General features: G+C 68.6%; 26 protein-coding genes and 1 pseudogene. 13 read left to right on the top strand and 14 right to left on the bottom strand.

Annotation, left to right across the window (positions count from 1 at the left end; genetic code table 11):
* Nucleotides 1-46: 46 nt before the first annotated feature.
* The 8 genes from ACFPZ3_RS55865 to ACFPZ3_RS55830 all read right to left on the bottom strand — a co-directional run bounded on the left by ACFPZ3_RS55865 (nucleotide 47) and on the right by ACFPZ3_RS55830 (nucleotide 4,880).
* On the bottom strand, nucleotides 47-265 hold the full coding sequence (locus ACFPZ3_RS55865; RefSeq protein ID WP_379522615.1) for a hypothetical protein: 219 nt from the start codon (nucleotides 263-265) through the stop codon (nucleotides 47-49).
* The gene (locus tag ACFPZ3_RS55860; RefSeq protein ID WP_379522614.1) at nucleotides 262-564 is read right to left on the bottom strand and encodes a hypothetical protein; all 303 of its coding nucleotides are present in this window, start codon (nucleotides 562-564) and stop codon (nucleotides 262-264) included. The genes ACFPZ3_RS55865 and ACFPZ3_RS55860 overlap by 4 nt, the downstream gene beginning before the upstream one ends.
* A 103-nt stretch (nucleotides 565-667) precedes the next feature.
* Entirely contained in the window at nucleotides 668-1,336 is a 669-nt protein-coding gene (tmk, locus tag ACFPZ3_RS55855) for a dTMP kinase (protein WP_379522613.1), read from the bottom strand.
* Entirely contained in the window at nucleotides 1,311-1,916 is a 606-nt protein-coding gene (locus ACFPZ3_RS55850) for a 3'-5' exonuclease (RefSeq protein ID WP_379522612.1), read from the bottom strand. Before ACFPZ3_RS55850 ends, tmk begins: the two co-directional genes overlap by 26 nt.
* Nucleotides 1,909-3,075, bottom strand: coding sequence for a radical SAM family protein (locus ACFPZ3_RS55845; protein ID WP_379522611.1), 1,167 nt, complete (start codon nucleotides 3,073-3,075; stop codon nucleotides 1,909-1,911). The genes ACFPZ3_RS55850 and ACFPZ3_RS55845 overlap by 8 nt, the downstream gene beginning before the upstream one ends.
* A gap of 128 nt (nucleotides 3,076-3,203) precedes the next feature.
* Nucleotides 3,204-4,076, bottom strand: a complete 873-nt coding sequence (locus tag ACFPZ3_RS55840; protein WP_379522610.1) for a helix-turn-helix domain-containing protein — start codon at nucleotides 4,074-4,076, stop codon at nucleotides 3,204-3,206.
* Nucleotides 4,077-4,086: 10 nt separating this feature from the next.
* Entirely contained in the window at nucleotides 4,087-4,623 is a 537-nt protein-coding gene (locus ACFPZ3_RS55835) for a DUF6879 family protein (RefSeq protein WP_379522609.1), read from the bottom strand.
* Entirely contained in the window at nucleotides 4,620-4,880 is a 261-nt protein-coding gene (locus tag ACFPZ3_RS55830; protein ID WP_379522608.1) for a hypothetical protein, read from the bottom strand. The genes ACFPZ3_RS55835 and ACFPZ3_RS55830 overlap by 4 nt, the downstream gene beginning before the upstream one ends.
* 331 nt (nucleotides 4,881-5,211) lie before the next feature.
* On the opposite strand from ACFPZ3_RS55830, the gene ACFPZ3_RS55825 reads away from it, so the two are divergent.
* A complete protein-coding gene (locus ACFPZ3_RS55825; RefSeq protein ID WP_379522607.1) occupies nucleotides 5,212-6,129 on the top strand; it encodes a phosphotransferase enzyme family protein in 918 nt (305 codons plus the stop codon).
* Between the two features lie 39 nt (nucleotides 6,130-6,168).
* Here ACFPZ3_RS55825 and ACFPZ3_RS55820 read toward each other — a convergent pair whose 3' ends face one another.
* A complete protein-coding gene (locus ACFPZ3_RS55820; protein ID WP_379522606.1) occupies nucleotides 6,169-7,734 on the bottom strand; it encodes a helix-turn-helix domain-containing protein in 1,566 nt (521 codons plus the stop codon).
* A 90-nt stretch (nucleotides 7,735-7,824) separates the two neighbouring features.
* On the opposite strand from ACFPZ3_RS55820, the gene ACFPZ3_RS55815 reads away from it, so the two are divergent.
* The 12 genes from ACFPZ3_RS55815 to ACFPZ3_RS55760 all read left to right on the top strand — a co-directional run bounded on the left by ACFPZ3_RS55815 (nucleotide 7,825) and on the right by ACFPZ3_RS55760 (nucleotide 19,539).
* The gene (locus ACFPZ3_RS55815) at nucleotides 7,825-8,205 is read left to right on the top strand and encodes a hypothetical protein (protein WP_379522605.1); all 381 of its coding nucleotides are present in this window, start codon (nucleotides 7,825-7,827) and stop codon (nucleotides 8,203-8,205) included.
* Between the two features lie 531 nt (nucleotides 8,206-8,736).
* The gene (locus ACFPZ3_RS55810) at nucleotides 8,737-9,282 is read left to right on the top strand and encodes an SAM-dependent methyltransferase (RefSeq protein ID WP_379522604.1); all 546 of its coding nucleotides are present in this window, start codon (nucleotides 8,737-8,739) and stop codon (nucleotides 9,280-9,282) included.
* 62 nt (nucleotides 9,283-9,344) lie between these two features.
* Nucleotides 9,345-10,094, top strand: coding sequence for an SAM-dependent methyltransferase (locus ACFPZ3_RS55805; protein ID WP_379522603.1), 750 nt, complete (start codon nucleotides 9,345-9,347; stop codon nucleotides 10,092-10,094).
* A gap of 151 nt (nucleotides 10,095-10,245) precedes the next feature.
* Nucleotides 10,246-11,154 (top strand): hypothetical protein, encoded by a 909-nt coding sequence (locus tag ACFPZ3_RS55800; RefSeq protein WP_379522602.1) that lies wholly within the window; start codon nucleotides 10,246-10,248, stop codon nucleotides 11,152-11,154.
* A 299-nt stretch (nucleotides 11,155-11,453) separates the two neighbouring features.
* The gene (locus ACFPZ3_RS55795; protein WP_379522601.1) at nucleotides 11,454-11,690 is read left to right on the top strand and encodes a hypothetical protein; all 237 of its coding nucleotides are present in this window, start codon (nucleotides 11,454-11,456) and stop codon (nucleotides 11,688-11,690) included.
* 160 nt (nucleotides 11,691-11,850) lie between these two features.
* A complete protein-coding gene (locus ACFPZ3_RS55790; RefSeq protein WP_379522600.1) occupies nucleotides 11,851-11,985 on the top strand; it encodes a hypothetical protein in 135 nt (44 codons plus the stop codon).
* A gap of 81 nt (nucleotides 11,986-12,066) precedes the next feature.
* Nucleotides 12,067-13,233: an ABC transporter substrate-binding protein gene (locus ACFPZ3_RS55785; protein ID WP_379522599.1), complete on the top strand. Its 1,167-nt coding sequence runs from the start codon at nucleotides 12,067-12,069 to the stop codon at nucleotides 13,231-13,233.
* The gene (locus ACFPZ3_RS55780; RefSeq protein ID WP_379522598.1) at nucleotides 13,230-14,342 is read left to right on the top strand and encodes a methyltransferase; all 1,113 of its coding nucleotides are present in this window, start codon (nucleotides 13,230-13,232) and stop codon (nucleotides 14,340-14,342) included. Before ACFPZ3_RS55785 ends, ACFPZ3_RS55780 begins: the two co-directional genes overlap by 4 nt.
* 112 nt (nucleotides 14,343-14,454) lie before the next feature.
* Complete coding sequence (locus ACFPZ3_RS55775) at nucleotides 14,455-15,243, top strand: ABC transporter permease (protein ID WP_379522597.1); 789 nt, start codon at nucleotides 14,455-14,457, stop codon at nucleotides 15,241-15,243.
* Nucleotides 15,240-16,085, top strand: coding sequence for an ABC transporter permease (locus ACFPZ3_RS55770; protein ID WP_379522596.1), 846 nt, complete (start codon nucleotides 15,240-15,242; stop codon nucleotides 16,083-16,085). Before ACFPZ3_RS55775 ends, ACFPZ3_RS55770 begins: the two co-directional genes overlap by 4 nt.
* Nucleotides 16,086-16,455: 370 nt before the next feature.
* Complete coding sequence (locus ACFPZ3_RS55765; protein WP_379522595.1) at nucleotides 16,456-17,388, top strand: hypothetical protein; 933 nt, start codon at nucleotides 16,456-16,458, stop codon at nucleotides 17,386-17,388.
* Nucleotides 17,389-17,805: 417 nt separating this feature from the next.
* Complete coding sequence (locus ACFPZ3_RS55760) at nucleotides 17,806-19,539, top strand: serine/threonine-protein kinase (protein WP_379522594.1); 1,734 nt, start codon at nucleotides 17,806-17,808, stop codon at nucleotides 19,537-19,539.
* Nucleotides 19,540-19,630: 91 nt separating this feature from the next.
* Here the strand turns inward: ACFPZ3_RS55760 and ACFPZ3_RS55755 are convergent, their stop codons facing one another.
* The 5 genes and pseudogenes from ACFPZ3_RS55755 to ACFPZ3_RS55735 form a co-directional block, all read right to left on the bottom strand.
* Nucleotides 19,631-19,816 carry a hypothetical protein gene (locus tag ACFPZ3_RS55755; protein WP_379522593.1) on the bottom strand — a complete coding sequence of 62 codons (186 nt, stop codon included), beginning with the start codon at nucleotides 19,814-19,816 and terminating at the stop codon, nucleotides 19,631-19,633.
* 271 nt (nucleotides 19,817-20,087) lie between these two features.
* Nucleotides 20,088-20,690: pseudogene (locus ACFPZ3_RS55750) on the bottom strand (ATP-binding cassette domain-containing protein); the annotation flags it as partial.
* Between the two features lie 428 nt (nucleotides 20,691-21,118).
* On the bottom strand, nucleotides 21,119-23,086 hold the full coding sequence (locus ACFPZ3_RS55745; protein WP_379522592.1) for an ABC transporter ATP-binding protein: 1,968 nt from the start codon (nucleotides 23,084-23,086) through the stop codon (nucleotides 21,119-21,121).
* A 44-nt stretch (nucleotides 23,087-23,130) separates the two neighbouring features.
* Nucleotides 23,131-23,886, bottom strand: coding sequence for a hypothetical protein (locus ACFPZ3_RS55740; protein WP_379522591.1), 756 nt, complete (start codon nucleotides 23,884-23,886; stop codon nucleotides 23,131-23,133).
* Nucleotides 23,887-24,830: 944 nt separating this feature from the next.
* Nucleotides 24,831-25,619 (bottom strand): SDR family oxidoreductase, encoded by a 789-nt coding sequence (locus ACFPZ3_RS55735; protein ID WP_379522590.1) that lies wholly within the window; start codon nucleotides 25,617-25,619, stop codon nucleotides 24,831-24,833.
* Between the last annotated feature and the right edge of the window lie 11 nt (nucleotides 25,620-25,630).

Below are 25,630 nucleotides of genomic sequence, written 5' to 3'. Positions count from 1 at the left end.
TTGATGGTGGCTGTCGGGTGGTCGTGGTGCGAGCTAGCCGCGCCGGTTATCGGGTCCGCGTGGGGAAGGAATCGGGCTCCGGCACTTCCCTGTGGCGCCGATGCTCGGCCTGGTGTGCCTCGGCGAGAGCGGTGTAGATGCCGAGGGCCTTGCGGTGGCGGCCTCTGGCGGTTTCCTCATAACGACCGTCGCGGATGCGGCGCAGCACGAAGAAGACGCCGCCTTCGGTCCCAGCGGCGAGATGGTCAGCGTCTCGTCTGGTCACCCGGCCGCCCTCCACAGGGCGTCGGGGAGCTGCTCCACGAGCAGGGGCGGCACGGCGGCGTGCGCGGCCATCGCCTGCCGCCGTCCCTCGTGCTGGATTTCGCGCATGTGGGCCCACAGCTCGTGGGGCGTCCCACCGGTGCGGCAGATGCCGCCTTCCTTCCAGTGACTACGGTAGAAGGCGGCGAATTGCTGGCGATGGAGCGACCACATGATCACCCACCAGTGGCCGACCTCTTCCTCCAGCCTGCTGGCCCACCAGCGGCCCAGCTTCGGGTCAACGATCAGGTTCTGACGCACGCTGGCTCCTCGCAAGGAACGGCGTCGTACGTACCGAAACGGACCACCGCAGCGACGAAGTGCACCCTGGCCTCCGGGTTAAGGAGGTCGTCGCGGGCGTAGGTCACCATGCGGCCGCCTTCGGTGGTAGCTCGTTGGACACGGCGAAGAACTCCATGAGCCGGTTCTTGATCGTGACCGCGATCTGATGGGCGTTGCCCGTACCGACGTCGATGCGCAGGACGTCGTATCCGGCCTGGATGAGCCGGTCGCACGCCTGCCGGTAGAAGTGGGCTTCGGCGTGGCTGGATCTGGGAGTGAGCTGGAACCGGTTGTGCGCTCCTCGCTCCGCCAGCCGGGCGGCGATCAACTCCGGTGCGCCTTCGAGGACCACCGCTAAGTCCGGCCGGTCGGCAAGGGCGTTCAGGCTCCACAGGAATACCGGGTCCACGCCGTCGAACCGCTGCATGACCAGGGCTGACGGCACGTACCTGTCGCAGAGGACCACTTCCCCGGCGTCCAGGTGCGGTTGTATCTCGGTCTCAAGGTGGTGGTAGCGATCTGCGCTGTACAGGCAGGCGAGCGCGGCGCCGGTGACGGTCTCGGTCATCTCGCGGGCGATCTTGCCGAGTACCCCGTTGGACGGTTCGGCGGTGGTGTAGACATGCTCGCCTTCGGCCACCAGGAGTTGGGAGAGGTGCGCGACGATGGTCGACTTTCCAGCTCCGGACGGGCCGTCGATGCTGACGAACAGGCCGCGTCGGTGGTCAGAAAAGGGTCTGAGCTGCGTCATCGGTCGATCCTTCGCAAGAGGTCGTCTTCGCGTCGATCAGCAGGGCGGCCAGGTCCGCGCCGTCAGCGAGATGCGTGAGAAGGCGGGCACAGACGAGGGCGTCGAAGGCCGCTCGGTGGGGTTTCAGGCCGGCGGGCATATCGGTGGCGAGCTTGAGCTCCTCGGCGAGCGTGGTCAGCTTGTACGAGGAGCGGCCGGGAAGAAGCCGCCGGGCCAGCTTCAGGGTGTCGATGACCACAGCAGGCCGGAAGCCGGGCAATTCTCGGGTCAGCAGACTGAGGTCCACGTGCGCGTTGTGCGCCACGAAAATGGTGCTGTCGAAGATCGCTTTGATGTCCAAGGCGTGGTCGGCGAGCGAAGGCGCGAAGGCCACCTGCTCGTTGGAGATGCCGTGGATGCGGCCAACCAGCGGGGTGATCGGCCTCGGCGGCTTGACCAGCCACGTCAATGGGTCTCCGATCACGCCGTGATCAATCAGGACGATGGCCAGCTCGACCAGGTCGGCAGGGCGCTGTCCGTTACCTTCGACGTCCGCGACCGCGTAGCGGAACTCTGTCCACGGGGCGTCCTGGTCAGTCATTCGCGTTCTCCCATCCGACCTCGGCCCGACCGTGCCGTCGTTGGCGATGTGGGTGCGCGGCGTCATGGATCTGGAAGGCGAGCCGGTGCTGGAGGAAGTAGCGCGGTTGCTCGGACGGAAATCCATCGATCTGCGCCGCCCGTTCTGTGATCTCGGTGACGCGCATAGCGGCCGCTTCGGGCAGGTCGGCGGCGGCTTCATGGAGTTGACGCACGGTGGGAACCTGGTGCGCTTGGGCGCACCTGCCGAGCTGGGCGGCTGGGCAGATGTCGCAGAGCTCGCGGATGCCGTAGTGACCGTTGTAGTCGGGCAGGCCGTGGACGTACGACACGGCGCACGAGGTCTTCCTGAACAGCGGCGACGCATCGGGCGGCCGGCGCGCGAACCGCGCGAGGATGCGTCCTTCCAACGTCTCAGGGACGATCTTGCGGCGGGCGGTCTCTTCATACGGCTCCGGCAGGCCGCTGGCGCGGTAGTAGTCCGCGATTTCATCCCGGTAGAACAGGCCGGTGAACACCGTGGCGTCGGCCCACCTGGAGAGCACCGCGGCTCGCGCCAGATGAGCGGCGGTGTCGTTCAGCCCGGGTACCAGGGGCCGCCAGTAGAAGATCGTCCGATACCGGCGCGAGGCGTGGGCCGTGGTCAGCCGCATGGACTTCACGACGGCCTGCGAGGGGTGCGGTTCGATCCGTTTGTCGTCGATCCCCGAGTACGTGAACAGCAGCGTCATCTTCAGGTGCCGCAGGGCGTTCAGCCGCTCACAATCGCTGACGTTCAAGTGAGCACGCGTGATCACGAGCACGTGATTGGTGAGCTCGCGCCCGTCGAGATCGCTCAACACGGCGAACAGGTGCTCGCGGACGTCCGGCAGGAACGGATCGGTAGCCCGGTTGAAGACCTGCAGCGGGGTGGCGTGAGGCCGGAAGTACCGGTGGCGGACGAGCCGCTCAACGGCCTCGGCATCGCTCATCAAGGCCCGCGGCCGGCGCGCGTCCCAGAGCCCGTAGGTGTGCCGGATGCAGTAAGCGCAGTCGAGCGGGCAACCCTGGATGTGATTGAGGGACAAGCCGGACTTGCGGTATTCGACGACGTCACGGGCACGCTCAGGCAGTGCCGCCACCGCGTCGGCGGACAGCAGAGGGACGTGGCGTGCGCTCATGAGCTGCCTCCCACGGATACGGGCTGAGGTGTCGCCGTGAGCGTGGCACGAGGCTGCCGGAGGTGCCTAGCAAGTTTCTCGGAGTTTCAGCAACTCGCTGGAAATCGACGAGGCGGAGAAATCTGGCGCTACTCCTCCGGGCCGGTGTCGTCTGCCGGCAACAACCGCGCCAGGTCCTCCATGACATTCGTGATCAGAGCCCGCGCGGCTTGCCCATATGACGCCATCCCGGCCAGGGAACGGAACACCCGGGCGTACTGTTCGATCTCGGGCTGCTGGGCGAGATGCAGTTCAGCGGTGAACGTCTCGACCATGACAAGGTCGTTGTCGAAGACCCAGAACCCATGCTTGGGTGCGGTCACGTACGCGGTGTCGAACCCGATGACGCCGAGCCGGACGTTGGGGAGCGTCGAAGCGGCCACCAGGCGGTCGAGCTGCGGGACCATCACTTCCGGCGCGCACAGCCGATACCTGAGAGCGGCCTCGGTGACCACGAATTGGAAGCGTTTGCCCGGGTCGTACAGGATCTGCTGGCGTGCCATGCGCGCCTGCATGGCTTCGTCGATGTCGTTCGGCAGGTTGTGCATGGCGATCGCTTCGGCCATCCGCGCACGGGCGTACTGCGCGGTCTGGAGCAGCCCGGGGATGTAGACCGGCTCGAAGACACGGAGAAGGGTGGCGCGGCGTTCGGCATCGCCCCACTCGCTCTGGTGGTGGCTCATGCCGCCCCGAAGGACGCGCTCCCACTCGGCGTGACGCGATTCGAGGGTATGAAGCGACGCCAGCAGCGCGAGTCGTTCGTCGACGCTGGCGTCCGTCGCCGCGGCCCACGAGGTGATGTCGGCGTCGCTGGGCGTCTGCCTGCCGGTCTCCAGCTTCGACACCTTCGAGTGCGGCCACGCGAGTAGCTCCGCGAGCTGACGACCGGTCAAGCCGGCTGCCCGTCGCAGCTCGCGGAGCCTGGCGCCAAGCGCTTGCCGGGCCTGATGGACGCTGGTCACGCCCCGATTCTTACCTGATCTTGTAGTCATCCGGCAGTCGTGCCACGAACTCTTCCCGTGAGGCGGAACGGTGAACAGCGTCGTCCAGCGCGGCAGCGCACTCCACGACCGCAGCCGGATCGGTGATGAGTTCGGCGCCGAGGAGCTGGTCGTCGTCGGTGAAGTGCAGCAGCGCGACCCGCGAGGAGTCGAACACCCAGAAGTCCTGCTCCGGAAGACCGGCGGCCTGACCACGGTCCAGATAACGGATGTCCTCGCCGGCCGCCACATTGTGGCGCGAAAGAGTCAGGCCGAACCTGCTGTAGTCACTGAGCGGGAACGAGACAACCCGGACCCGCTGGAAGATCTTGCCTTCCTCGGTCGCCTTACCGATGATGCCGAGCCAGTTCTGGAACCAGGCGAGGTCCTCTGGCTCACCCTCCAAGAAGCGGCGCAACGGCTCGTGTTCGCTGGGCGAGTCGTACCGCTCGCGGGTCTCCAGCCTGCGGGCGGTGTGAGCGAACGTACGGAAGAGGTCCACGAACGCCGGCCCGCTGATCAGCGTCAAAGCGCCTCCTGGCCTTCCGTGGAGGTGGCACGCTGACGGTTGTTCCGAGGGTCGACCGTCAACGGCTCGTCCGCGAACCGGAGGATCTCTCGCGTGATCTCGACCACCGTCTCGCCGTCCGGGACCTCACCGATATCAGAGAGCGCCTGGGGATCGGTGACGACGTAGCCCTGGACGAGGATGGTGTCTCGATCGGTGGCGAAGAGCGTGGGAGAACCGCCTTCCCCGGATCCTGATCCCAGATACTGGACCCTCATCGCGTCTGCTCCTTCGAGAAGCTTTCGGGAAGTTTCTCCATGAGAAGACATCAACTTGCTGTGGCGGTCAATCCCCCAGATCAGCTTGATCTAGCAAGCAACACGTAACCATGGCGGTCGTGCCGACCTGAACGACGCCACGACCGGGGGTCTGCGGGCAAATGAGCCATCCTGCCGGAGGGCCTGACCGGCCGCGTAACGGTTCGAAGCTGCATGCTCCAGCGCGCGTGCCCCTACCCCGCAGGACAGCCGGGGACCACTCTCGGGCCAGCGAAGCGCTCGCTCGTATCCTGAACGCGATGATGACCTCCAGGATCCCCCGGCCCAGGCCATGACCGCCGATGGCCATGCCGCGTCGTTCACCGCGGCCGCCGCACTCCGTGCTCTCCAGCTCGCGTGTGACCAGAGGGGACTGAGCTGGTCAGGTGCCACGCTGCTCGGCCCCGTCGGCGACAACGGCGTCTTCAGGCTGCCCCTCGAAGGCATCGTCGCCAGGGTGGCGTGGGGTATGCCGGCGCTGGCCATGGTCGAGCGGGAACTTCGCGTAGCCGCGTGGCTCGCTGAGCAGGATCTGCCTGCGGTCCGGCCGTCGGCTGCGGTGGCGGAGCAGCCGGTCCTGTCGGACGGCCGGGTGGTCACGTTCTGGGAGGAGATCCCGGCTCCACAGCTGGGACGGCCGGCGGACATCGGAGCGCTGCTGCGTCGCCTGCATGCGCTCCCTCCCCCGCCCGAAGGCATGCTGCCTGTGTTCGACCCGTTCTATCGGCAGGACTCCCACGTCCGCGACGCCACCGGTCTCCACGAGCACGACCGGCGCTTCCTCCTGGATCTCCTGGAAGGGTTGCGGGCCGAGTACGCCAATCTGCCGTTCGCCCATCCGGCGCGCGCCATCCACGGTGACCCGCATCGCAAGAACCTCGTCCGCGACGCCGCCGGCCGCGTCGTCATGCTCGACCTCGAAAGGTTCGCCCTCGGGCCGATCGAGTGGGACCAGGTCGTACCGGCGGTCTACCACCTGGTCGGCTGGTACGGCGACGCGGACTACGCCGCTTTCGTCGAGGCGTACGGCTCCGACATCATGCAGTGGGAAGGCTTCTCGACGCTGGCGCGGGTGCGGCAGTTGCGGATGACGACGTGGCTGGCCGGCCGTACCGGCCGGGAGCCGCGGCTGATCCCCGAGGCGCTCAATCGCATCGCGACGCTGCGCGTCCCTACTTCTTCGCACCGTCCATGGACGCCCGGAACCTGACGGGCCCTCACGATGACGGCGGCCCGCGCCCAGTGAACGTCACGGGCATGACACGGGAGCGAGGGCGTCGTGCCACTGTTCGCGGAAGTCAGCGACGATCGGCAAGCGCGCGTAGGGGGCCAATTGTGCGTTGAACCGATCGGCGTACGTCTGCACCCGCTGCGACTTCAGCTCGCCGACCATGGTGAGCGCCTCGGCGGCGGTCGCGCACGCCTGTTTCACGTCGCGCCTGCCGGGCTTGGGCGAGCTGACATGAGCACCGGCGCGAATCAGCCGGCAGAACGTCCGCGACCGGCGGTACGTGGCGTTCGACTCGCTCAACGCGAGCCCGGTGTGGACCAGGGCCTCGCGTGTGTCCCGCAGAGCCGCGAAACAATGGCCGAGCTCGTCATGGAATTCCGCCTCGTCGAAATAGGCGATCCAATCGGGGTCTTCTCCCTGGCACCGCCGGGAGAATGCCTGCTCGGCTTCTTTCAGTGCGGCGTAGCAGTTTCGCCGGTCGCCGAGGCTGGCCAGCGCGCGTGCCTCCATCGCGCAGTACATCGCGTGCACGCTCGGCGTCGCCCAGCTGGCGGCACCGTACTTGGCGGCCCGGGCCAGATCGACTGCCTCCCGGTACTCGCCGAGGAAGTTAGCTTGGTGAGATGCCAGAGCGAGCACCTTGCCGCCCAGCGGCCGATCTCCCGCCGCGTGCGCGAGATTGAGCGCCTGCAGAAAGTACCGCCGGGCCGTCGCGTGCAAGGTCAGGTCGTACGCCATAGCGCCGGTCTTGTACGTGAGTTGGGCAGCCACGGCGAACAGATCCTGGCCGACCCGGTCGGTGTACGACCCGTGCAGCAGCGACGCGGCCTCGCCCTGCAGGAACAGCACCGCGGCCTTGCGGGCATGCCCGCCCCCGTAGCGATGATCGAGGTTCTCGAAGCGGCGTACGGTGGCGCGTACTGCTTCCACGTCGCCGGCGGTGACGTGACGGGTGCGATTCGTCTGCCCTGCTGGCGAGGGTGGCAGAGCGACGAGCCACCTGCCCATCGGCGCCAGCAGCACCGTCGCAGGCACTGCGTCGGCGTGCAGCCAGTCCGCCTGGTCCAGGTCGTTCACCCACAGCGTCTGGGCCGCGGTGAGCGTGTCGGATCGCGAGGTGAGAAAGTCCAGCCCGCCGCGAGCGGAGGCGCTGCCGCCTGGTGAACCATCGCGGCCTGGCACCGCCTGGCGCACGTTGCCGGGGGCGGACAGTGACTCCGACCGGCCCATGGCGGTCAGAAGCGATTCAAGTCGGCGGTGCGCGTCTTCGTCAGCCCGACGCAGTGCCACGTCAAGGAGAGCCTGAGTGTCCTGCTTCGGTCGCGTGAGCGCCCCGAGCTCTTCCCAATAGGCCACCGTACGTACGGCTACGCCCACGAAGTCGGCGAAGGCGCGCACGCTCAGCCGCAACGCCTTGCGCAGCGCGGCGGCTTCCGCGCCTGTCCACTCCACGACCGTCGCCACACCCACATGGAAGCACGCTGCGAAGCCGAAAAGCAGAGACCTGCAACGGAACTGCACCAGCACCTTCATCTCCCGCCTTCCGGCGATCTGCTGCAGCAACCTGCAACGCACTTGCAGCACCGCTCCTCTCCTCAGCCGGGAGGCGGGATTACATCATCGATGAACGCACCCCTCACCAGGTAAAACGCCGACGACACCTTGGGACGCATCATGACTCACGTCAGCGAACAGCGCGCCCCCAGCGGCGTCGTATGCGGCTACTTGCGACTGATGGGGATGCCGGCCAGAAAGGCAGCAGGTCTTCGCCTGGCGCTGGACGACTACTGCCTACGGCACGGGCTGCTCCTGGCAGCGGTGTGCACCGAACGCGTGCGGCCCACGTGCGGCAGAGCGGTCGCGTTCACCGCGCTGCTGGACATCATCGCCATCCGCGAGGTCGTCGGCGTAATCATGCCATCGCCGACGCATCTCGGACCGGCGAAGCTCGCAGCCGCACGAACACAGCTGATCCACGACGCCGGCAGCGAGCTCTTCTTCGTCCGGAGCCGCCTGCGCAACCAGGCCCCGGCCATGCGGCGCCCTGGAACGTGAACGACTGGGGCACGCCACCGCAGCGGCATGACCCAGCCCATCGGATATCGGAGATCCGGCAATGACGCACAATAGACCAGCAACATCTTCCGCGACGGTGCCATCTACGTTGCCATGCGCCAGCACCGTGACCGCCCCGCCCGATTCCGCAACCTCGAAGGCCAACGCCCCGTTGACCAGCGGCTATGGCGGGTTCCGCCTTGCCCGTCGGCCACGGGCGCCGCGTGAGTCGTCCATCGCGCGCGTGCATTGGTCGATCGACCACGGGCAGACGTGGTCCTACAGTGGCGAGCTCCTTCTCCCGACCGGGCACACGGAGACGGCCACGCTGGACCTCCTCCTGGCGCTCAAGGGGTTGCCGCGCCAGCCGCCCGGACTGCAGTGGCGCATAGACGCGAGACACCTGCGCCCTGACGCGGCTGCGGCCACCGACCCGCGCCCAGACAGCCTCCTCGGCGAGGACCCCATCGTCCAGCCGGCTGGCGGACGCGCACGCTCGCTGCGCCGCTCCATACTCGAGCCGGGGAAGCGATGAACGCCGGCACCCCTGCGGTGACACCGCAGTCGCAGAAGACAGCTCTGAGTGTCGTGGCCGTCGAACGGGAGATCGCGCCCGCTGGTGTCGATCCGACCGTCCCCAACGTTGCGCGCATGCACAACTACTTCCTCAGCGGCAAGGACAGCTTCGCCGCCGACCGGGCCTTGGGCGATGAGGTGGAGAAGACGCTGCCGGAGGGGCGTACCGCGGTCATCGCCAACCGGAGTTTCCTCGGCCGCGCTGCGCGAAAGCTGGCGGAGGAGAACGGCATCACGCAGTTTGCCGACCTGGGTTCTGGACTTCCCACGACGCGCAATGTGGACGAGATCGCCCAGAGCGTCAACCCTGACGCCCGGGTCGTGTACGTGGACTTTGAGCCGCAGGTCGCCTCCCACGGCCACGCACTGCTGGCCAGCGACGGCCGCGTTCCGACCTACCCGCGGTTCGCCGAACGCTCGGTGCCTGTCTCGACGAGAAGAAGGACGACACGTTCGCAACCGACTGCGAAGCCGGCACAAGCTGCGCGAGGCCCCCGATGACCGATGACCGCACCACATCACCCCCGTCGGGGGTGGACCCGAGCACGCCCAGCATCGCCCGGGTGTACGACTACTTCCTGGGAGGCAGGGACAATTTCGCGGCCGATCGGGAACTGGCCGAGCAGGTTCTGCAGGTGGCTCCGAACGCGCGGACCACGGCGCGGGCGAATCGAAGTTTCCTGGTTCGTGCGACGGAAGCCATGGCCCAGGCGGGCATCCGGCAGTTCGTCGATCTGGGTACCGGCGTCCCGACCTCGCCGAACGTGCACGAGGTGGCGCAGCAGATCGACCCGGATGCGCGCGTGGCGTACGTCGATAACGATCCGATCGTGCTGGTCCACGCCCGTGCTCTGTTGTCCGGAATCAGGTCCGACGTGATCACCATTGATGGTGATCTGCGGGACCCAAAGGGGATCCTGGACCATCCCAAGCTAGGTGCTCATATCGACTTTGCTCAGCCGGTGGCAGTCCTGCTGGTGGCGGTGCTGCATCTGCTGACCGACGCGGACGGCCCGGAACGGCTGGTGGAGACCATCCGCGATCGGATGGCGCCGGGCAGCCATCTGATCTTGTCTCATCTGTGGGATGACCCGGACGGTGTCGCACGGGCGGGTGCCGATAAGTACGCGCGCCGCAAGGCCAGCGCTCCGGTCGTGCCGCGGACGATGGAGCAGATCCAGCGGTTCTTCGATGGCTTCGAGCTGATCGAGCCCGGCCTGGTCTATCTGGACCAGTGGCGCCCGACCGAAGGCATGATCAACGCGGGGGCCGATGATCGATTCGGCGTATGCGCGGTGGGCCGGAAGGCATGACCGCTGCCCATCTGACTGGACGATACGGACCGTCGCGGAGCGCATACGGCCCGCGGTCCTGCCATCGTCTCGCACCCCAGGGACGAGCCTCGTTCCTCTCCCCGGGGTGCGAGACAGCCAACACACCCTGTCAAGCGCCCCTGGAGGTAACATGAGCGACTTCCCCGAATTGGACAGGCTGCCCTACACCGTCCGTGATCGCATCCTGCAAGGGCACACGGGACCGATAGAGCGCATCCAGTCCATCAGCACCTCCCGCCCCGGCCTCGCCCTGCATCTCCACAGCGCGCACCAGGCAGTGTTCCTCCGCGCCACCCCGCTACGCAGCCCGGACCTGCCGCTCTACAAGCGGGAACGGTCGGCAAGCCTGAGCCTGCCCCTGGATGCGCCGGCGCCGCGCCTGCTGTGGAACACGGCGACGGAGGGCTGGATGCTGCTGGCCTACGAGCTCATCAACGACAACGCCGACCACGCGTTCCTGGCGCCCGTCCGGGAATCGCTGGACGTATCGCTCGTCCTGGACGCCGTGCAGCGGCTGGGCAAGGTGCTCACCCCGTGCCCGGATGAGCGCGCCCGGCCCGTGGTCGATCTGGTCACCAGTATGTGGATGATGGCCAACCGCGTGCTCAACCAGACGCCCACGCAGTTACGCGGACGGGGTCTGTTCGAGTCCGCGCTCCACAGGTTCGACCCGAGTGCGTTGCAGGGGGACACGCTGCTGCACGGCAATCTCAGCCCGCGGCACCTGCGCATCAAGGACCGCCTGGTCTACGCGGTGGACTGGTCACAGGCGTGCCGGGGCGCCACCGGGGTCGATCTGGCGCTTCTCGCCCCTCATTTCGTCGAAGCGGGCTGCAGTGCCGAGTACACCGCGACGCTAATGGCCAACATTCCCGCGTGGAGCGAACTGCCTGCCGCTCAGGTGACCGGTCTGACCGCGTTGTGGACATTGGCCCGGCTGCACAGTGCCGAACATGGACACCTGACCCGCCGGCCCGAGGAGACGCGCCTTGCCCACGCCGGCCGCACCTGGCTGGCCTACCTGCTGACCGGGCTCTGACCAGGAGCTGATGATGCCGGCGCGGCAACTCGCACCGACAGCCATCACCTCGCATGCGCTGCGGCGCGGCCACTGCGCTCATCCACGGTTCTGCTGTGGCCGCGCTGCACCATCTCTCGCAACCTGGGGAGAGACGTAGGCCCCGTCTCTCTGGGTTGCGAGAGCATCCGACACTCACGCCCTGGGTCAGGGCCCCTTTCCCAGGGCGTGAGCCAGCACCTGATGCGAAAGCTGCTGCGATGAACAATGCCGAGGAGTCGCTTACGAGGCGCTCTCCCGAGCCGGAGCCCGCTCACCACATGAGCGCGGACCTGCGTGCGCTGGTCTACACCCACCCAAGCCATGACATCGCGCGTGGCCTGGACGGGCAGGGCTGGCCCTGTATTACGGCCACGCTCCAACGGCCGATCACGACGGCGATGCGTGCTGCCGGCGTCCAACAGGTCGTCGAGGAGCCGGACGTGCCCACGATGGCCAGCACGCTGTCCGATCAGGCCCGCCGCATCCGCCGAACCCGCAACAACCGGGCCAGTTGATCACCACCGTGCGAAAGCCCTGAAGGGAGGATCCAGAGATGACACGCAAGACCTACGGCGGCTTCCGGTGACTGCTCGAACCACACATGGGTAACGCCCCCCGTGCCACCCCCGCCGCACCTGAACGCCCCCGCCTGCCAGCGATGAAGAGGAACCCCGTATGGACCTCATCGTCCTCGTCATGGGCGACCCCTGGACGCCGGACCTGCCGGACGGCACGACCGTCCGCCCCGGACTCGCGCGGCTGATCGTCATGACGGCCTTGACCTGGTCGCTGCTGTTCGGCCCCAGGTAGATCCCGACTGCCGCTCCCTGATCGCGGAGGAGTCGCTGGGAGTCCAGCTATGGCAGTGCCGCCGATCTCGGCTAACGCGTGATGCCGCACCACGGCCGTTGCACTGGCCGCTCCGCCCCCCTTTCTGTTTGGACATCCATGAAACGAACACTCTCCGTCATATTGGCACTCTGCGTGCTCGCGGTGGGATGCGCGTCGCCGAGCACCACCACAACGACGCCCAAATCGACGGGCATCTGCGGCCCGAACACCGCGCCAACCTCGCTGGCAACCACCGGCGCGACCGGGGAACTCATTACCCTCCAGGTGGCCATCATCTCCATCCCCGACGTCGCACCGGCGAAGATCGCCGAACACTGTGGCTACTTCGCCGAAGAGGGCCTGAAGATCCGGTGGACCGAGATCCGGGGTTCATCCGACGCGGTCCCGGGCCTGGAAAGCGGCGACACCCACGTAGCGCTGTGGAACTACGTCACGGGATACGCGATCGAGGACAGGCGGCCCGGCCTGGCCCGCCTGATCGCCGACGCCTACCAAGCCGAGAACAACTGCTTCCTGCTGATGGTCGCCAAGGATTCGCCGATCCAGAGCCTGGCGGATCTGAAGTGGAACGGCACCGGCAGGAAGATCACCATCGGCGTGGGAACCTTCAAAAGCGTCGCCACCCTCACTGCGGAAAGCACGCTGCGAATAGCCGGGGTCACCGCGGCCGACATCAAGTTCGTGCAGGTTCCGCTGCCGCAGATGGCCGCGGCCGTCCAGAACCGGCGCGTCGATGTGGGGTGGATGACTGAGCCGTTCATCACCTTCTTCAAAGGCGAATACGGCGGTCGCGTGCTGGCCGACGTCGCCACGTCGGGCACCAGTCAGTGGCCGGTCGCCGGCTGGGCGGTCTCCACGAAATGGGCCAACGCGCATCCCGATCTCGTCCTGCGCTTCCAACGCGCTCTGGCCCGCGGGCAGGAACTGGCCGCCCGGGACGACAGCACGGTCAAGAAGATCCTCCCCTCCTACACGCACATCGAGGCCGCGACGGCCAACTCGATCGCGCTCGGCTCGTTCCCGACCACGCTCAACACCACCCGCCTGCAACGAGTCGCCGACGCGATGCTCGACTTCTCCAAAGGCAAAGCCGACGCGGACCAGTACCTCACCAAGCGGATCAACGTCACCGATCTCCTCTGGCAGACGCCCAACTCGCCCTCCACCTCTCCCACCGCCCTCATCTCCTCCGGAGTCACTCCATGAGCGTCCACGACCGCGACCTGCCCGTCCTGCCCGTTGAGGGCCCCAACGGCGTCGGCGAGACCGACACCGGCTCGTTCGACGCCGCCCGGGGGCAGGCCATCAGGACGCAAGAGGCCATCCAGCAGATGACCGGCGCTGACATGCGACTGAAGGCGCTGAAGGCGTTCGTCACCCTCGGCATCGCCGACATCCTGGACGACGACGAGTTTCGCCACAGCGACGACCTCGCCGAGATCTGCCAGGCCGACCCACAGATGTTGGGCCGCTTCCTGCACGACATGCACGCCCATGGCGTGCTGACCGTTGACGAGCGTGGCCGCTACGGGCTGACCCCGCTCGGCCAGGCCCTGCGCCCCGGCGAGGCGATGTGGGCCGCCCTCGGCGTGATCACTTCACCGCTGTGGCAGCAGGCGGGCGACAGCCTGGCCGATACCATCTGCACCGGACACCCCCACGTCTTGAACGGCGAGAACACCCCCTACCCGCTGGTGACCGCCACTCCCGGCCTGGCTCCCATGTTCGACGCGTTCATGAGTAGCCGGACCACCGGTCTGGCCGCCGCGCTGGCCGCCCGCGACCTCGGCGGCGCCAGCACCGTGGCCGACCTCGGCGGCGGGGACGGCACCCTGCTGGGCATGATCCTAACTGCTCACCCGCGCCTGAATGGGATCCTCGTCGAGCGCCCCGCCGTCGCCGCCCGCGCTGAACGCCATCTAGCCGAGCAGAATCTGGCCGGGCGCGTCGAGTTCGACACGGGCGACATCTTCGACGAGGTCTGCCCGCCCGCTGACGTGATCATCGTCTCCTCCATCCTGCACAACGGGGACGACCCCACCAACCTGCGACTGCTGGGCAACGTCCGCCGGGCGTTGAAGGAGGCAGGTCCGCACGCCCAACTGTGGGTGGTCGAGGTGCCGCTGCCCGAGCCCGGCGTGCACACCAGCGCCATCGACCTGGACCTGCGGATGATGAGCCTGTTCGCTGGCGGCCGGGAGCGCACGCTGCGGCAATACCGCGCCCTGCTGGCGCTGGCCGGGCTCGACCTCATCAACACCACCTGCCTGCCCGGCGGCCACACCCTCATGATCGCCACGGCTGACAGCGACTGATCCCGCCAGCCATCCCAGCCCGCCCCGCGGGGGCGGGCGACCGGTCACCCCACACCCCTGTACCGGTCGCCCGCCCCCGCCCGCCAGCCACGCCCCTTCCGTGGAGAGTCCCTTGAGCACAGCACTGACGTGGCGGCGCCGCGCCCTGCTCGGCGCAGCGGGCCTGGTCCTGTGCGGCGCGACCGCTGAACTGGCCCACCGCCTCGGCCCGCCCGCTGCCCGCGTGCTGCCCGCCCCCTCCATCGTGGCAGTCGCCGCAACCGGCCTCCTGACCGACGGCGAGTTCGCCGCGCACGCCTACGCCACCGTGTACGCCTGCGCTGTCGGCCTGCCCGCCGCCTTCGGGCTGGCCGTTACGGCGGGACTGCTGCTCGGCGCGCTGCCCGGCATCGAACGCGCGCTGCGGCCGGTGCTGGAGTTCCTGCGCTCGATCCCGTCGCTGGTGCTGATCCCGCTCGCGCTGTCCCTGTTCGGCGACCCGAGCGCCGCCAAGACGATGTTGATCGTCTACAGCTGCTCCTGGCCGATCCTGATCAACACCCTGTACGGGATGCTGGAGGTCGAACCGCTGGCCAAGGACACGCTGCGCGCCTACGGCTTCGGCCCGCTCACCATCTTGTGGCGCGTCTGCCTGCCCAGCACCGCACCCCACATCGGCACCGGCGTGCGCCTGGCCGTCCCCGTCGCGCTGATCGTGTCGGTCAGCGTCGAGGTCATCACCGGTGGCACGCCCGGCATCGGCACCTACATCGTCAACGCCTACAGCTTCGATCAGCCTGCCCACGCGCTGGCCGCCACCCTCGCCGCCGGACTGCTCGGCCTGGCCGCCACCGAACTGTGCGGCGCGGGCGAACGACGCCTGTTCGCGTGGCACCGGCACACCACCGGAGAAGCCCGATGACCGCCACACACCGGCGCCACCCCCTGCCCAACTTCCTGCGCCCCGTGCGTCCTTTGACCCGTGTGATGCCCGCCCTGGCTGCGCTGATCGCCTGGGAGGCCATCGCCCGCACCCACAACCTGCTCTACCTCCCGCCTCCCACCACGGTCATCGCCCGCGCCTACCGCCTGTGGTTCGCCGGCCCGGCCAGCCGCGCCTTCCTGACCGAGGAGGCGCTGGCCGACCTGCTGCCCAGCCTGACCCGCCTGGCGCTCGGCTGGACCCTGGCCGCCACCCTCGGCCTGACCGCCGGGCTCGCGCTCGGCCGCCTGCCCATCCTGGCCGCACTCACCGACCCGATCCTGCACGTTGCCCGCGCCATCCCGCCCCCCGCACTGCTGCCCCTCTTCCTGGCCACCCTGCCAATCGGCACCCCCACCCAGCTCGCCACCATCGTGTGCGGCGTCATCTGGCCCATCCTGATCAACACCGCGGACGGCGTCCGGCAGGTGCACCACGCCTACCTCGACACCGCCGACGTGTTCCGGCTCGGACGGTGGCGACGGCTGCTGTCAGTGCTCGTGCCCGCCGCCGCCCCCAGGATCCCGGCGGGGCTACGGCTGAGCGTCTCCCTCGCCCTGATCATGATGGTGGTGTCCGAGCTGACCGCCAGCACCGACGGGCTCGGCTACCGGCTCCAGCAAGCCGCTGCCACCCTGGACGTACCCGCCATGTGGGCAGTGATCCTCCTGCTCGGCGCCACCGGCATCACCGCCAACGGCGGTTTTCTACTGCTCCAACGCCGTCTACTCCGATCACGCCAGGGCACACCACCACCCGGCCACGCCCTCGCCTGGACGTAACGCCCACCCGCGCAAAGGAGTGCCATGCAGACACACAGTTCAACAGCCGGGCGAGTCGAGCTGGAGAGCACGGCCTCGCGGCGCCCACCTCTTCGCGCTGCCGATGTGAACCCGCCCCGGGGGCGCCGGTAGCGCGTTCCGCCCCGGCCATCCTCCCGGCCGGGGCGTCCAGCCGTGGGACGGCGGACCGTACACCGCCGTCCCACGGCAGTTCCTCCTGCGTGTTACCGCTCCCCTGCCTTTCGTATGAGCCAGGAGGCGCGTGTCCTGCGGCAGTCGCAGGCCGTGGGCCTCCTGGCCACCACCCCTTCCAGCGCCCCGCAAGAGCGCCGGGACGTGAACATCCCCCCATCCGGAGATTCGCATCACAATGCCCACCGATACCAAGCCCCAGCCCCGCCGCCCAGCGGCCAACCGTAAGCAGTTGACGTTCCAGGAGTTCGGGGAGCAGCGCGTCCGGAAGGCCACTTCGACGCTCGCATGGTTGTTGTCCGTCTTCCTGCCCGTGCCCCTCATCGCGGCGGGCTTCGCGCTGAGCACAGCCATCGGACCAGTGATGGCGCTGGCCGTGTATGCCGGCCTCGTCGCCGTGTCCTGGCTGATCGTCGCCTGGAGGAAGCTCCGTTCGATCACGCCGGTCAGCCGGATCGACTGGGACACCGCGCCCCCGTACGAGCAGACCGTCCGCGCGCACCTGTCTCCGGAGACAGACCGGGCCGTTCAGGACGCGCTGGACCGCTTCCAGGAGCGCGGCTACCAGGCGTCCCTGTTCCGGGTCACCTGCACATGCGGCCATGGGGAGGCGTCCTGCACCTGCCAGATGCGCGCTACGGCGGGGGCTGCGCTGTTCCGGGGGATGGGCCGCGCTGCCCTTCTCGTCGGTGACCATCTGCTCGACGGCGATACAGAGATGCTGCGTTTCGTCCTCGCGCACGAGTGCACGCACCTGACCCCATCCCGGTCCCGGATCACCCGGCTTGTCATGTCCGCCATCGTCGACGGCGGGATGATCGTCGGGATCCTCGCGCCCGGCATGACCGTCCTGCCTGCCGGAGCCGTCCTCGTCCTGGTGTGCCTGACGGCCCGCTGGGCGATCGAGATCAGCTGTGACATCCCGGCCGCCCACCTGCACGGCGCCGGCGCGCCACCGCTCTGGCGCCTGTGGTCGCAGGTCGTGGCCCGCTCCCGATGGGCTCTGCCCTGGTGGCAGCTTCCCTTAAGGGTGCTGTGGCGAGTGTTACCGGCCCACCCGTACGTGTGGCTGCGCGCCCGCATCTGCCGCGCCGCGTACGCGCGCGGCTGAACCCTTCATCGTGGCGTGGCGGCCGGCCATCAACACGGCGCAGCAAGGTCAGCGGCGCTGAGAGGAACAGTGCCGCGTGCCACGTCCGGTGCGAGGCGAGACAGTTCGATCTGTGCGAGATCTGAACCGCCCCGTCTTCGCACCCGCCAGCGCAGGTCGGGTCCAGGACCCGCAGCAACGGGCGACCCGGCCTGCACCTTTTCAGGCACGACCGCCCCTCGCCCGGCGATATCCCCCGTGAGCGCCAGGTGAGGAAGGCCGTGAGGCGGCGCAGCTCTTCCGCCCCGCCGCCTCACGGTCGCCCCCAGGCGCCGGGCTGCCCCAGGCTGGCGAGGGTGTGCCCGGTTCTGCTGATCTTCCTCGGCCGGGATCCACCTGGCTATTGTGATCTCCATTGTTCGAGAGAGAGGGCGGGCGATGGTCACGGGGGGCGGGTCCGAGGCATTTCTGGGCAGCCAGTACGTGCTTCTGGACGAGATCGGCGCCGGTGCGATGGGGACCGTCTGGCGGGCGCGCCACCGGGACACCGGCGAGATCGTGGCGGTGAAGTTACTGCGCAGCAACCTCACCGGCGACCAGGATCTGGTGCTGCGGTTCGTACAGGAACGCAATGTGATGCGGACCCTGCGTCATCCCCACATCGTCACGATGCGCGACTTCGTCATCGAGGGAGAGCGCCTGGCCCTCGTGATGGATCTCGTCGAGGGCGGCGATCTCCGCACCCTGCTCCAGCGGCACGGCACGCTGCCTCCTGCGGAGGCGGCCCGGATGATGGCCCAGGTGGCCGACGCGCTGGCGGCCGCGCATGCCGTGGGCGTCGTGCACCGCGACGTCAAGCCGGGAAACGTGCTGATCGAGGGAGCCACCGGGCAGGTACGGCTCACGGATTTCGGCGTGGCCCGCATCGTCCACGGCCCGGGGCTCACCCAGACCACTTCGATCATCGGCACCCCCACGTACCTGTCTCCAGAGGTGGCCGACGGCGGCGCTCCCACGCCGGCGGTGGACGTGTACGCCATCGGCCTGATCCTTTACGAACTGCTCGCCGGCCGCCCGCCGTTCGTCGGCGACCACCCGATGGCCCTGCTCAGGCAGCATGCGACGGCCACGCCCCGGCGGTTGCCCGGGATGCCCGACGCCCTGTGGTCGGCCATCTCGGCCTGCACCGCGAAAGACCCGGCCGGGCGTCCGCACGCCGGTGCGGTGGCGATGGCGCTGCGCGAAGCGATGCCGTCGCTGTCAGGGCTGCCCGCCCTGCCCCGGGTGGCCAGAGGAGAGGCCCCGTCCGCCACCTCGGAGCCTCTCCCTTCGGTGAGCGCTCCCGTCGATGCCAGGACCTCCGGAACGGAGGGGACCGCTCCTTCCGGCGTAGGGACCGCGGCCTCGCCAGGACGTGGGCGATCGCGGCAGCGGCTGATCGTCATCGCGACCACCACCACCGCCCTGGCGCTCAGCGCGGCGGCGGTGGCCGTCGTGGCGCCATGGCGGGCGCCGGGCGCCGGGGCCACGGAGAATCTGGCCGTCATGTCAACGGGGCCGACCGCCGCCGTCGGCACCGTGACCACCGCGGCCCCGTCCGCCACCGTGGTGAGCCCGTCCGTACCGTCATCGAAGACCTCGCCGGTGCGCAGCCGTACGCCGAAGGCCGTCGTCTCCGAGCCGCCGAGGTCGGAGAGGCCGGTGACGCAGCGGACCCCGGCTCCTGACCCCAAACGATCCTCGACCGCTCCGAAGGCGGAGGCGAAAGACACGGTCCCCGCGACGCCGGACGAGGACACCGCGCCGCCCCAGAACTCGGAGCCGAACTGGCGGTGCCGTTCGTGGTTCTCCACCAGCACGGCCACGGAGATGTCGCCCTGCATGGCCAGAGTGGGCGACCTGCTCTACCTCATGGGGCGGATCCGAGGGTCCAGCTCGGTGCGTTCGGACATTCACGTCCAGCTGTACAACACCGACGCGGACGTCAACGCCTCCCAGCCCTTCATCTGTACGGGCGCCGCTCCTCCGCGGGACGGGGCGATGGTCACGTGCGGCCCGTTCACCGTCACGGTTCCGCGGATCGGGGCCAAGCACGACGTCCGCCAGCGGTGGAGGAAGACGGGCACGGCCTCGTACAGCGGCGGTGCGGAGAGCCCTTGGGTTCTCTGGTAGATCGGCGTTGAGCCTGTGTACGACTGTTCTCGTGGCACATCCACGGGCGAGCGGCCGCCGGTCGAGGACGCCACCGCCGGCGACGTCGCGATCAAACCGGACGACGTGCCGCCGTCTGAGACGGACTGTACGTCTGGAGGGCCGCCCATTCGCGCTGGGCACGCTGCAGGTGGTCTGCTTTGTAGATCTTGATGCCTATGGGGGCCACGCCGGTGGTGGCGTAGACGTGGTTTTGGCGGCCGCCGGTCAGCGGGCGCATGCCCAGCGCGGTCAGCACCTCATCCTGCTTCTCAGAAGCATCGGCGTGAAGGCGGCGCAGTTCGGCGAGCAGATCTGCGGGGGACGCTGAGGCGATGACGGCATGGGTGGCTCCGCGTGGCGATGACACTGGTCACGCGGAGCCTTGCGACGCCGATTCGGTTGGAGCGCCGCAACCGATGATCGTCTTAGGGGTGGGGCGGGGATGCTCAGGCCGACAGCGTCGATGACGGTGATGGCGGGGCCGCTGGGCGAGGCCGGCGTAGGCGCGTACAGGTGGTGGCGGCTTGCTACCGGTAGGCCGTGGCCTGGAGGGTGTACAGGTCGCTGTACAGGCCGCCGGCGGCGATCAGCGTTTCGTGGGTGCCCTGTTCGGTGATCTTGCCGTGGTCGAGGACGTAGATGCGGTCGGCGTAGCGAACGCTGGCCAGGCGGTGTGTGATCAGGATGACGGTACGGCCGTTGGCGTGGGCGCGCAGGCCCTCGAATGCGGCGTGTTCGGCGCGGGCGTCGAGGGCGGCGGTGGGTTCGTCGCAGATGAGCAGGTCGGCGTCGCGGTGGAAGCCGCGGGCGACGGCGATGCGCTGCCATTGTCCGCCGGACAGCTCGCAGCCGTCCTTGAAGCGGCGGTCCAGCAGGGTGCGGTAGCCGTGGGGCAGGCCGGCGATGACGTCGTCGGCTCCGGCGATAGCGGCGGCGGCGTGCAGGGCGGGCTCGCCCTTGTCGGTGCCCATGGTGATGTTGTATCGGGCCGTGAGTGGCCAGCGGGTGTGGTCTTGGGCGATGACGGCGGTGCGCAGGCGGATCGTGTCGGGGTGGACGGTGGCCAGATCGACGTCGTCCCAGTGGGCGGCGCCGGTGTCGGGCTCGTACAGGCCGGCCAGGATCTTGGCGAGGGTGGTCTTGCAAGGGCCCTGGCCGCATCAGCCGTCATGGCCTGTCGTCGCGCGGCCAGGTGCAGGAATTGCCGGGCCCATCAGGGCCTTGAACGCTCGGGGTGCGGACGCGGCGAACTCGAGACGGGAGGAACGGGAGTCTGCGGTGTGCGCGGCCTCCAGCCAGGCTCGCTGCAGGACGGTCGCCTGGGCCCGGCGAGCAGACCGCGCCGTGGCGGTCTGCTCTGTTGGCGCGTCGCCATGTTGGCGCGGGATTCACCCTAGCGACGCGCCACCACCCGTGGACATCGACGGCTCGCCCCCGAGGAGCGCACCGGCAGCAGGAGGAGTTGCGATCTGTCGGTGTCCTGGGCCGCGTACTTTCCCGCGCCGCTTTCCTCCGAGTAAGGAGTACGCCGAGGTCCTGGTACGGCCGGCATTCGAAGTCAGGGTGTGGGGGTGTCGGCGTTGTACTGGCTGGCCTGCAACGCCCACAGCTCGGCGTATTCCCCCGCCAATTCGAGGAGCTCTTGGTGGGTGCCGTTTTCGGTGATCACGCCGTCCTGCAGGACGAGGATCCGGTCGGCGTGCTGCACCGAATGCAGGCGGTGGGTGATGAGGACGACGGTGCGGCCGCCCGCCAGTGCCCGCACCCCGGTGAACGTCGCGGCCTCGGCGCGGGGATCGAGGGCGGCGGTGGGTTCATCGAGTACCAGGAGCGGCGCGTCGCGGAAGTAGGCGCGGGTGAGGGCGATGCGCTGCCACTGCCCGCCGGACAGGTTGATCCCGCCTTGGAACTCGGATGCCAACAGGGTGTCCCAGCCGTCTTTCAGCTCTTCGATGAGGTCGGCCGCGCCGGCCGATGCGGCTGCTCGGGTGAGGGCCTCGGCCGTCGGATCGGTCTGATGGCGGCCGATCGCGACGTTGGAGCGGACGGTGAAGGGCCAGCGTTCGAAGCCCTGTGACAGCAGGGCCACGCTGTTGAAGGCGCGGTCGCGGTCGAGGTGGGCGGTGTCGACGCCGTCCCAGGTGACCGACCCTTCCTCGGGCAGGTACAGGCCGGTGAGGAGTTTGGCCAAGGTGGTTTTGCCGGAGCCGTTGTGGCCGACCAGGGCGACCACTTCGCCGCGACGGATCGTGAGGTTCACCCCGTTGAGGGCGGGCTTGTCGGCGTTGACGTAGCTGAAGCGCAGGTCTCGGACCTCGATCCGTTCCGGGCCGGTTGCCGGGGTGACGGTTCCTCCTTCGGGGATGGCCAGCTCCTGGGCCTGCCGGCAGGCGTCCCTCCAGTCTGCGGTGTAGAGGCCGTACTCGTGCATGTAGGCCAGTGAGCTGACTACGCTCCCGAGCTGGTTGGTGCCCGTGCGGATGGCCAGGACGGCGGTACCGGCGGCGGCCAGCGCCATCCGGCCGGTGGCCAGCAGCCAGCCGAGCAGCACGTAGGTCGCCGCTGTCGTCAGCCCGCTGAGAGCGCCCGCGACCAGATCGGCTTTGGCGTCGGCGCGGGCCAGACGCGCCTGCTCAAGCGCCGAGTGGGTCGCGAGCCGGTCGTAGTGGCTCAGCAGGAAGTTTCCTGCGGCGTGAGCGCGGATCTCCTCAGCTGGATCTTTGCTGGTCAACAGGCTGGTGAGGCTGGCTTGCTGGCGCATGTGTGACAGCCATGTCAGCCGGGACTCGTTGCGCATCCGGGTGGCGCGGATGGCGGCCCAGCCCCGGGGAACGACGCTGAGAGGCAGAAGCGGGAGCAGCAGGGGGTGCAGCACCCCCAGGACGCCGGCGGCGGCGATGATGCCCATCACCGCGGTGACGGTCTTGATGAGCTGTTCGATCACCAGGTCGATCCACCCGGCCCCGTACTGCGCGGCGTCCAACAGATCGTGGAAGTCGGCGCGCTGGAAGTGCAGGAGCTCCACCCGGGCGGACCTGGCCAGCAGTTCGGTGTAGGCCAGGCGTTCCACTTTGGGCTTGAGGCGGCCGGACATGGCGTTGGACCAGGCGGTCATCACCGCGATGGCGATGGCCGAGATGCCGACCAGCGCGAGCGCGGGCAGCGCGGCCGTGATCCGGTCCGGGGTCGGTCCTGCGGTCAGGAGTTGCTGCAGGACGCTGTTGGTGGCCAGGAGTCCGCCCGCTGTGGCGGCCCCGACCAGGAGCTGGCAGGCGGTGACGATGATCAGGGCGTTGCGGTCGGCTCGCCAGCTCAGCTTGAGGCAGATGCCGACCAGCTCGGGCAGACGGCGCATCATCCGGCCGAACCCGGCCGTCCTGTCGCCTTCGTGGCGGGCCCAGCCCATGGTGTAGCGGATACCGCTCCCGAACAGTGGATCGGGGGTGCCGGTCTGTGCGTCACCCTCCTTCGGGGTGTCGTGTTGCGAGGTGTCTTCTGCCTCAGGGGTGTTGGTCCTGGCACTCACTGACGAGCTCCGTTCAGTCGGGGGGATGGACTCGTGGCGGGCGCTCAACGGCAGGCCCGTCTTTGGTGCAGGTGAGGTCGTGGGCAGGCTCCTGCCGTTGCGTGATCAGTAGTGCTTGGCCGGGCGGTACGCCCTGGGCGTGCAGGTGCGCGGCCGGGCCGGTCTGTCTCGGGGCGGGCCCGGTTGGCGTAGATGTCAGTGACCGTCCGGTCGAGTCTGGGCACGCCGAGGACGCCGGCCACGGCGGTGCGGCCGACGGCGGCGGTGAGCATGTCGATCGCGGAGGCGACCGCGGTCGAGGCGACGTACATGCCGCGTGAGGTGGCGCGCTCCAGGGAGTCGTGGAAGTCCGGGTCGTCGAAGGAGACGAGCGTGACCTGGCTGGTGAGGCTGTAGAGGTCCTCCTCGGTCAGGCGGGCGATCTGGGGATTGAGCCAGGACTGCGCCCATCCGGCCCCCGCCTGCACCACGGCGCGCAGCGCGGCCGCGGAGGCGACCAGAGCGAGGCTGGGCAGCGTCGCCATGACACGGTCGATCGTTGGCCCGGCGGTGAACAGCGCGGTGAGCACGCCGGTGGTGGCCAGCAGTCCGAAGGCGGTGAAGACGCCGCCGAGCACGTTGAGAGTGATCGCGTACAGGGTGTCGCGAGGGCTGGCCTTCCAAGCCACGCTCAGCGCCTGGTGCACGAGCGATGGGAGGCGTCTGGCGATCGTGCGGAAGCGGACTTCGGCCGTCTTGTCGGCGTGGCCGTGCCAGTCGGAGATCGTGATCTCGCCCAGTTCGAGGGACTCATCTGCCATGACACGCAGTGTGACGGCGGTCACTGACAGTTTTGGTCCGCCAAGGCTTTCGGCCCTTCGCCTCAGCTTCGGTCTGCGGCGGGTCGTCGCCGAGCGAGTCTTCCGACGGGGCTATCGCCCGACGTTCGCCGTGGAGCCGGCGTCTCTCGAAGGACGCTCTCCAGTTTCGCTGATCAGACCCCGCAACTCGCCGGCGAGCACGCGGGCCGCGACCCGGCCCACTTCAACAGCGGCCGCCGGACTGGGCGGCGGTGCGACGATGGTGGCGTAGCTGGTGGTGCCGCCGGGGACGTCGGGGACGTCGGGGAACAGCAGCCACTGCCACGGCCCCGAATGATCGCTCCCCCGCCCCCTCAGAACCGGACAAGCCCGCTTTCCGGGCGCCCACCGCCGGGCGTCGACCGTGACCCTGACGCCGACGCCGCGTTCATGCGGGAGGCGCCGCTACTTCGCGTCCCTACTCGCCGAGGTGGTCGGCCCGACCGGCCAGGTGACGACGATGGACATCTTCTGTCAAGTCCAGCGTGTTGAACTTCTGACTATCATTCCTCGCGGCCTAGCGGACCGGTTCTCCCGAACAGAACCAGACGGCTCGTGGCGATCGCATCGCACGTCACGTCGAGGCCCTGCTCTGCGTTCCGGTCACGGTTGCGCTGCGCATCAGCGCGTAGCGGGCGTTCGCCGCCGCGTGCCACCACGTGCGCTCCTCGCTTCGTCTATAAGTGGAGGACTCCCCGCTTATCGCCAGAGTAAGCGGGGGTGTCTCCACATACGCATACGTCCAACCGCAACCCAGCACGGAGGACCGATCGAGCGCGGCGACCGGAGCGTTGCCGGGAGACGGTCGCCGCAGTCGGGGCCGCACGCGCACGACCAAACGCTGAACGCGGTCGGTAATCCCGGTGTCGGTTCGTTGGCGTCGATGATGTCCTCGCCTAGGCGGCCTACGCGGTTGTGGCGATGCCGCCGTCGACGGGGATCACGGCGCCCGTTAGGTATGCGCCTGCCCGGCTGGCGAGGAACACGGCGACACCCGCCATGTCGTCGTCGCGGCCGATCCGGCGTAGTGGAGCCGAGGCCGCGATCGCCTCGCCGAGCTCATCGAGCGTTGCAGCCATCATCGTCGACGGGAACGGTCCCGGCGCCACGGCGTTCACGGTGACGTACTGCGGTCCTAGTTCCTTGGCGAGCACTCTGGTGAGTTGATGCAGTGCGGCCTTGCTGCTGGAGTACGAGTAGTTGGGCCGCTGGGGGATGTGGATGGCGGCGATGCTGCCGATGTTGATGATCCGCGCGGGATCGTCGGCGGTGCCCGCCCTGCGAAGTGCGGGCAGCAACGCCTGGACTAGCCAGAACGGCGACTTCAGGTTGAGGTCGACGACCGTGTCCCAGGCCGCGTCTGGGAACGTCGCCAGCGGCTCGTCCCACATGGCGCCCGCGTTGTTGACGAGGATGTCGAGACGCTCCGAGTCGGCGGTGACGAGGTCGGACAGTCGCCGACACTCGTCGTGGCGGGACAGGTCGGCGGGGATGGCCCGCACCTCACCGAATTTGGACAGCTGCTCCTGCGCCTGAGCACACGCTTCTGCGTTGCGTGAGCTGATGACCACGCGGCCGCCCGCCTGGAGAAGGCCACGCGCGATCATCATTCCGATGCCTCTGGTGCCACCGGTGACGAGCGCGCGCTTTCCACTCAGATCGAAAAGTTCTGCATGCGTTGTGATGTCTACCACTTGCGGTCCTT

It is taken from the genome of Nonomuraea insulae (genome assembly GCF_042656245.1).
Note: the sequence above shows the minus strand (reverse complement) of the source record. Positions and strands in the feature narration are given on the sequence as shown.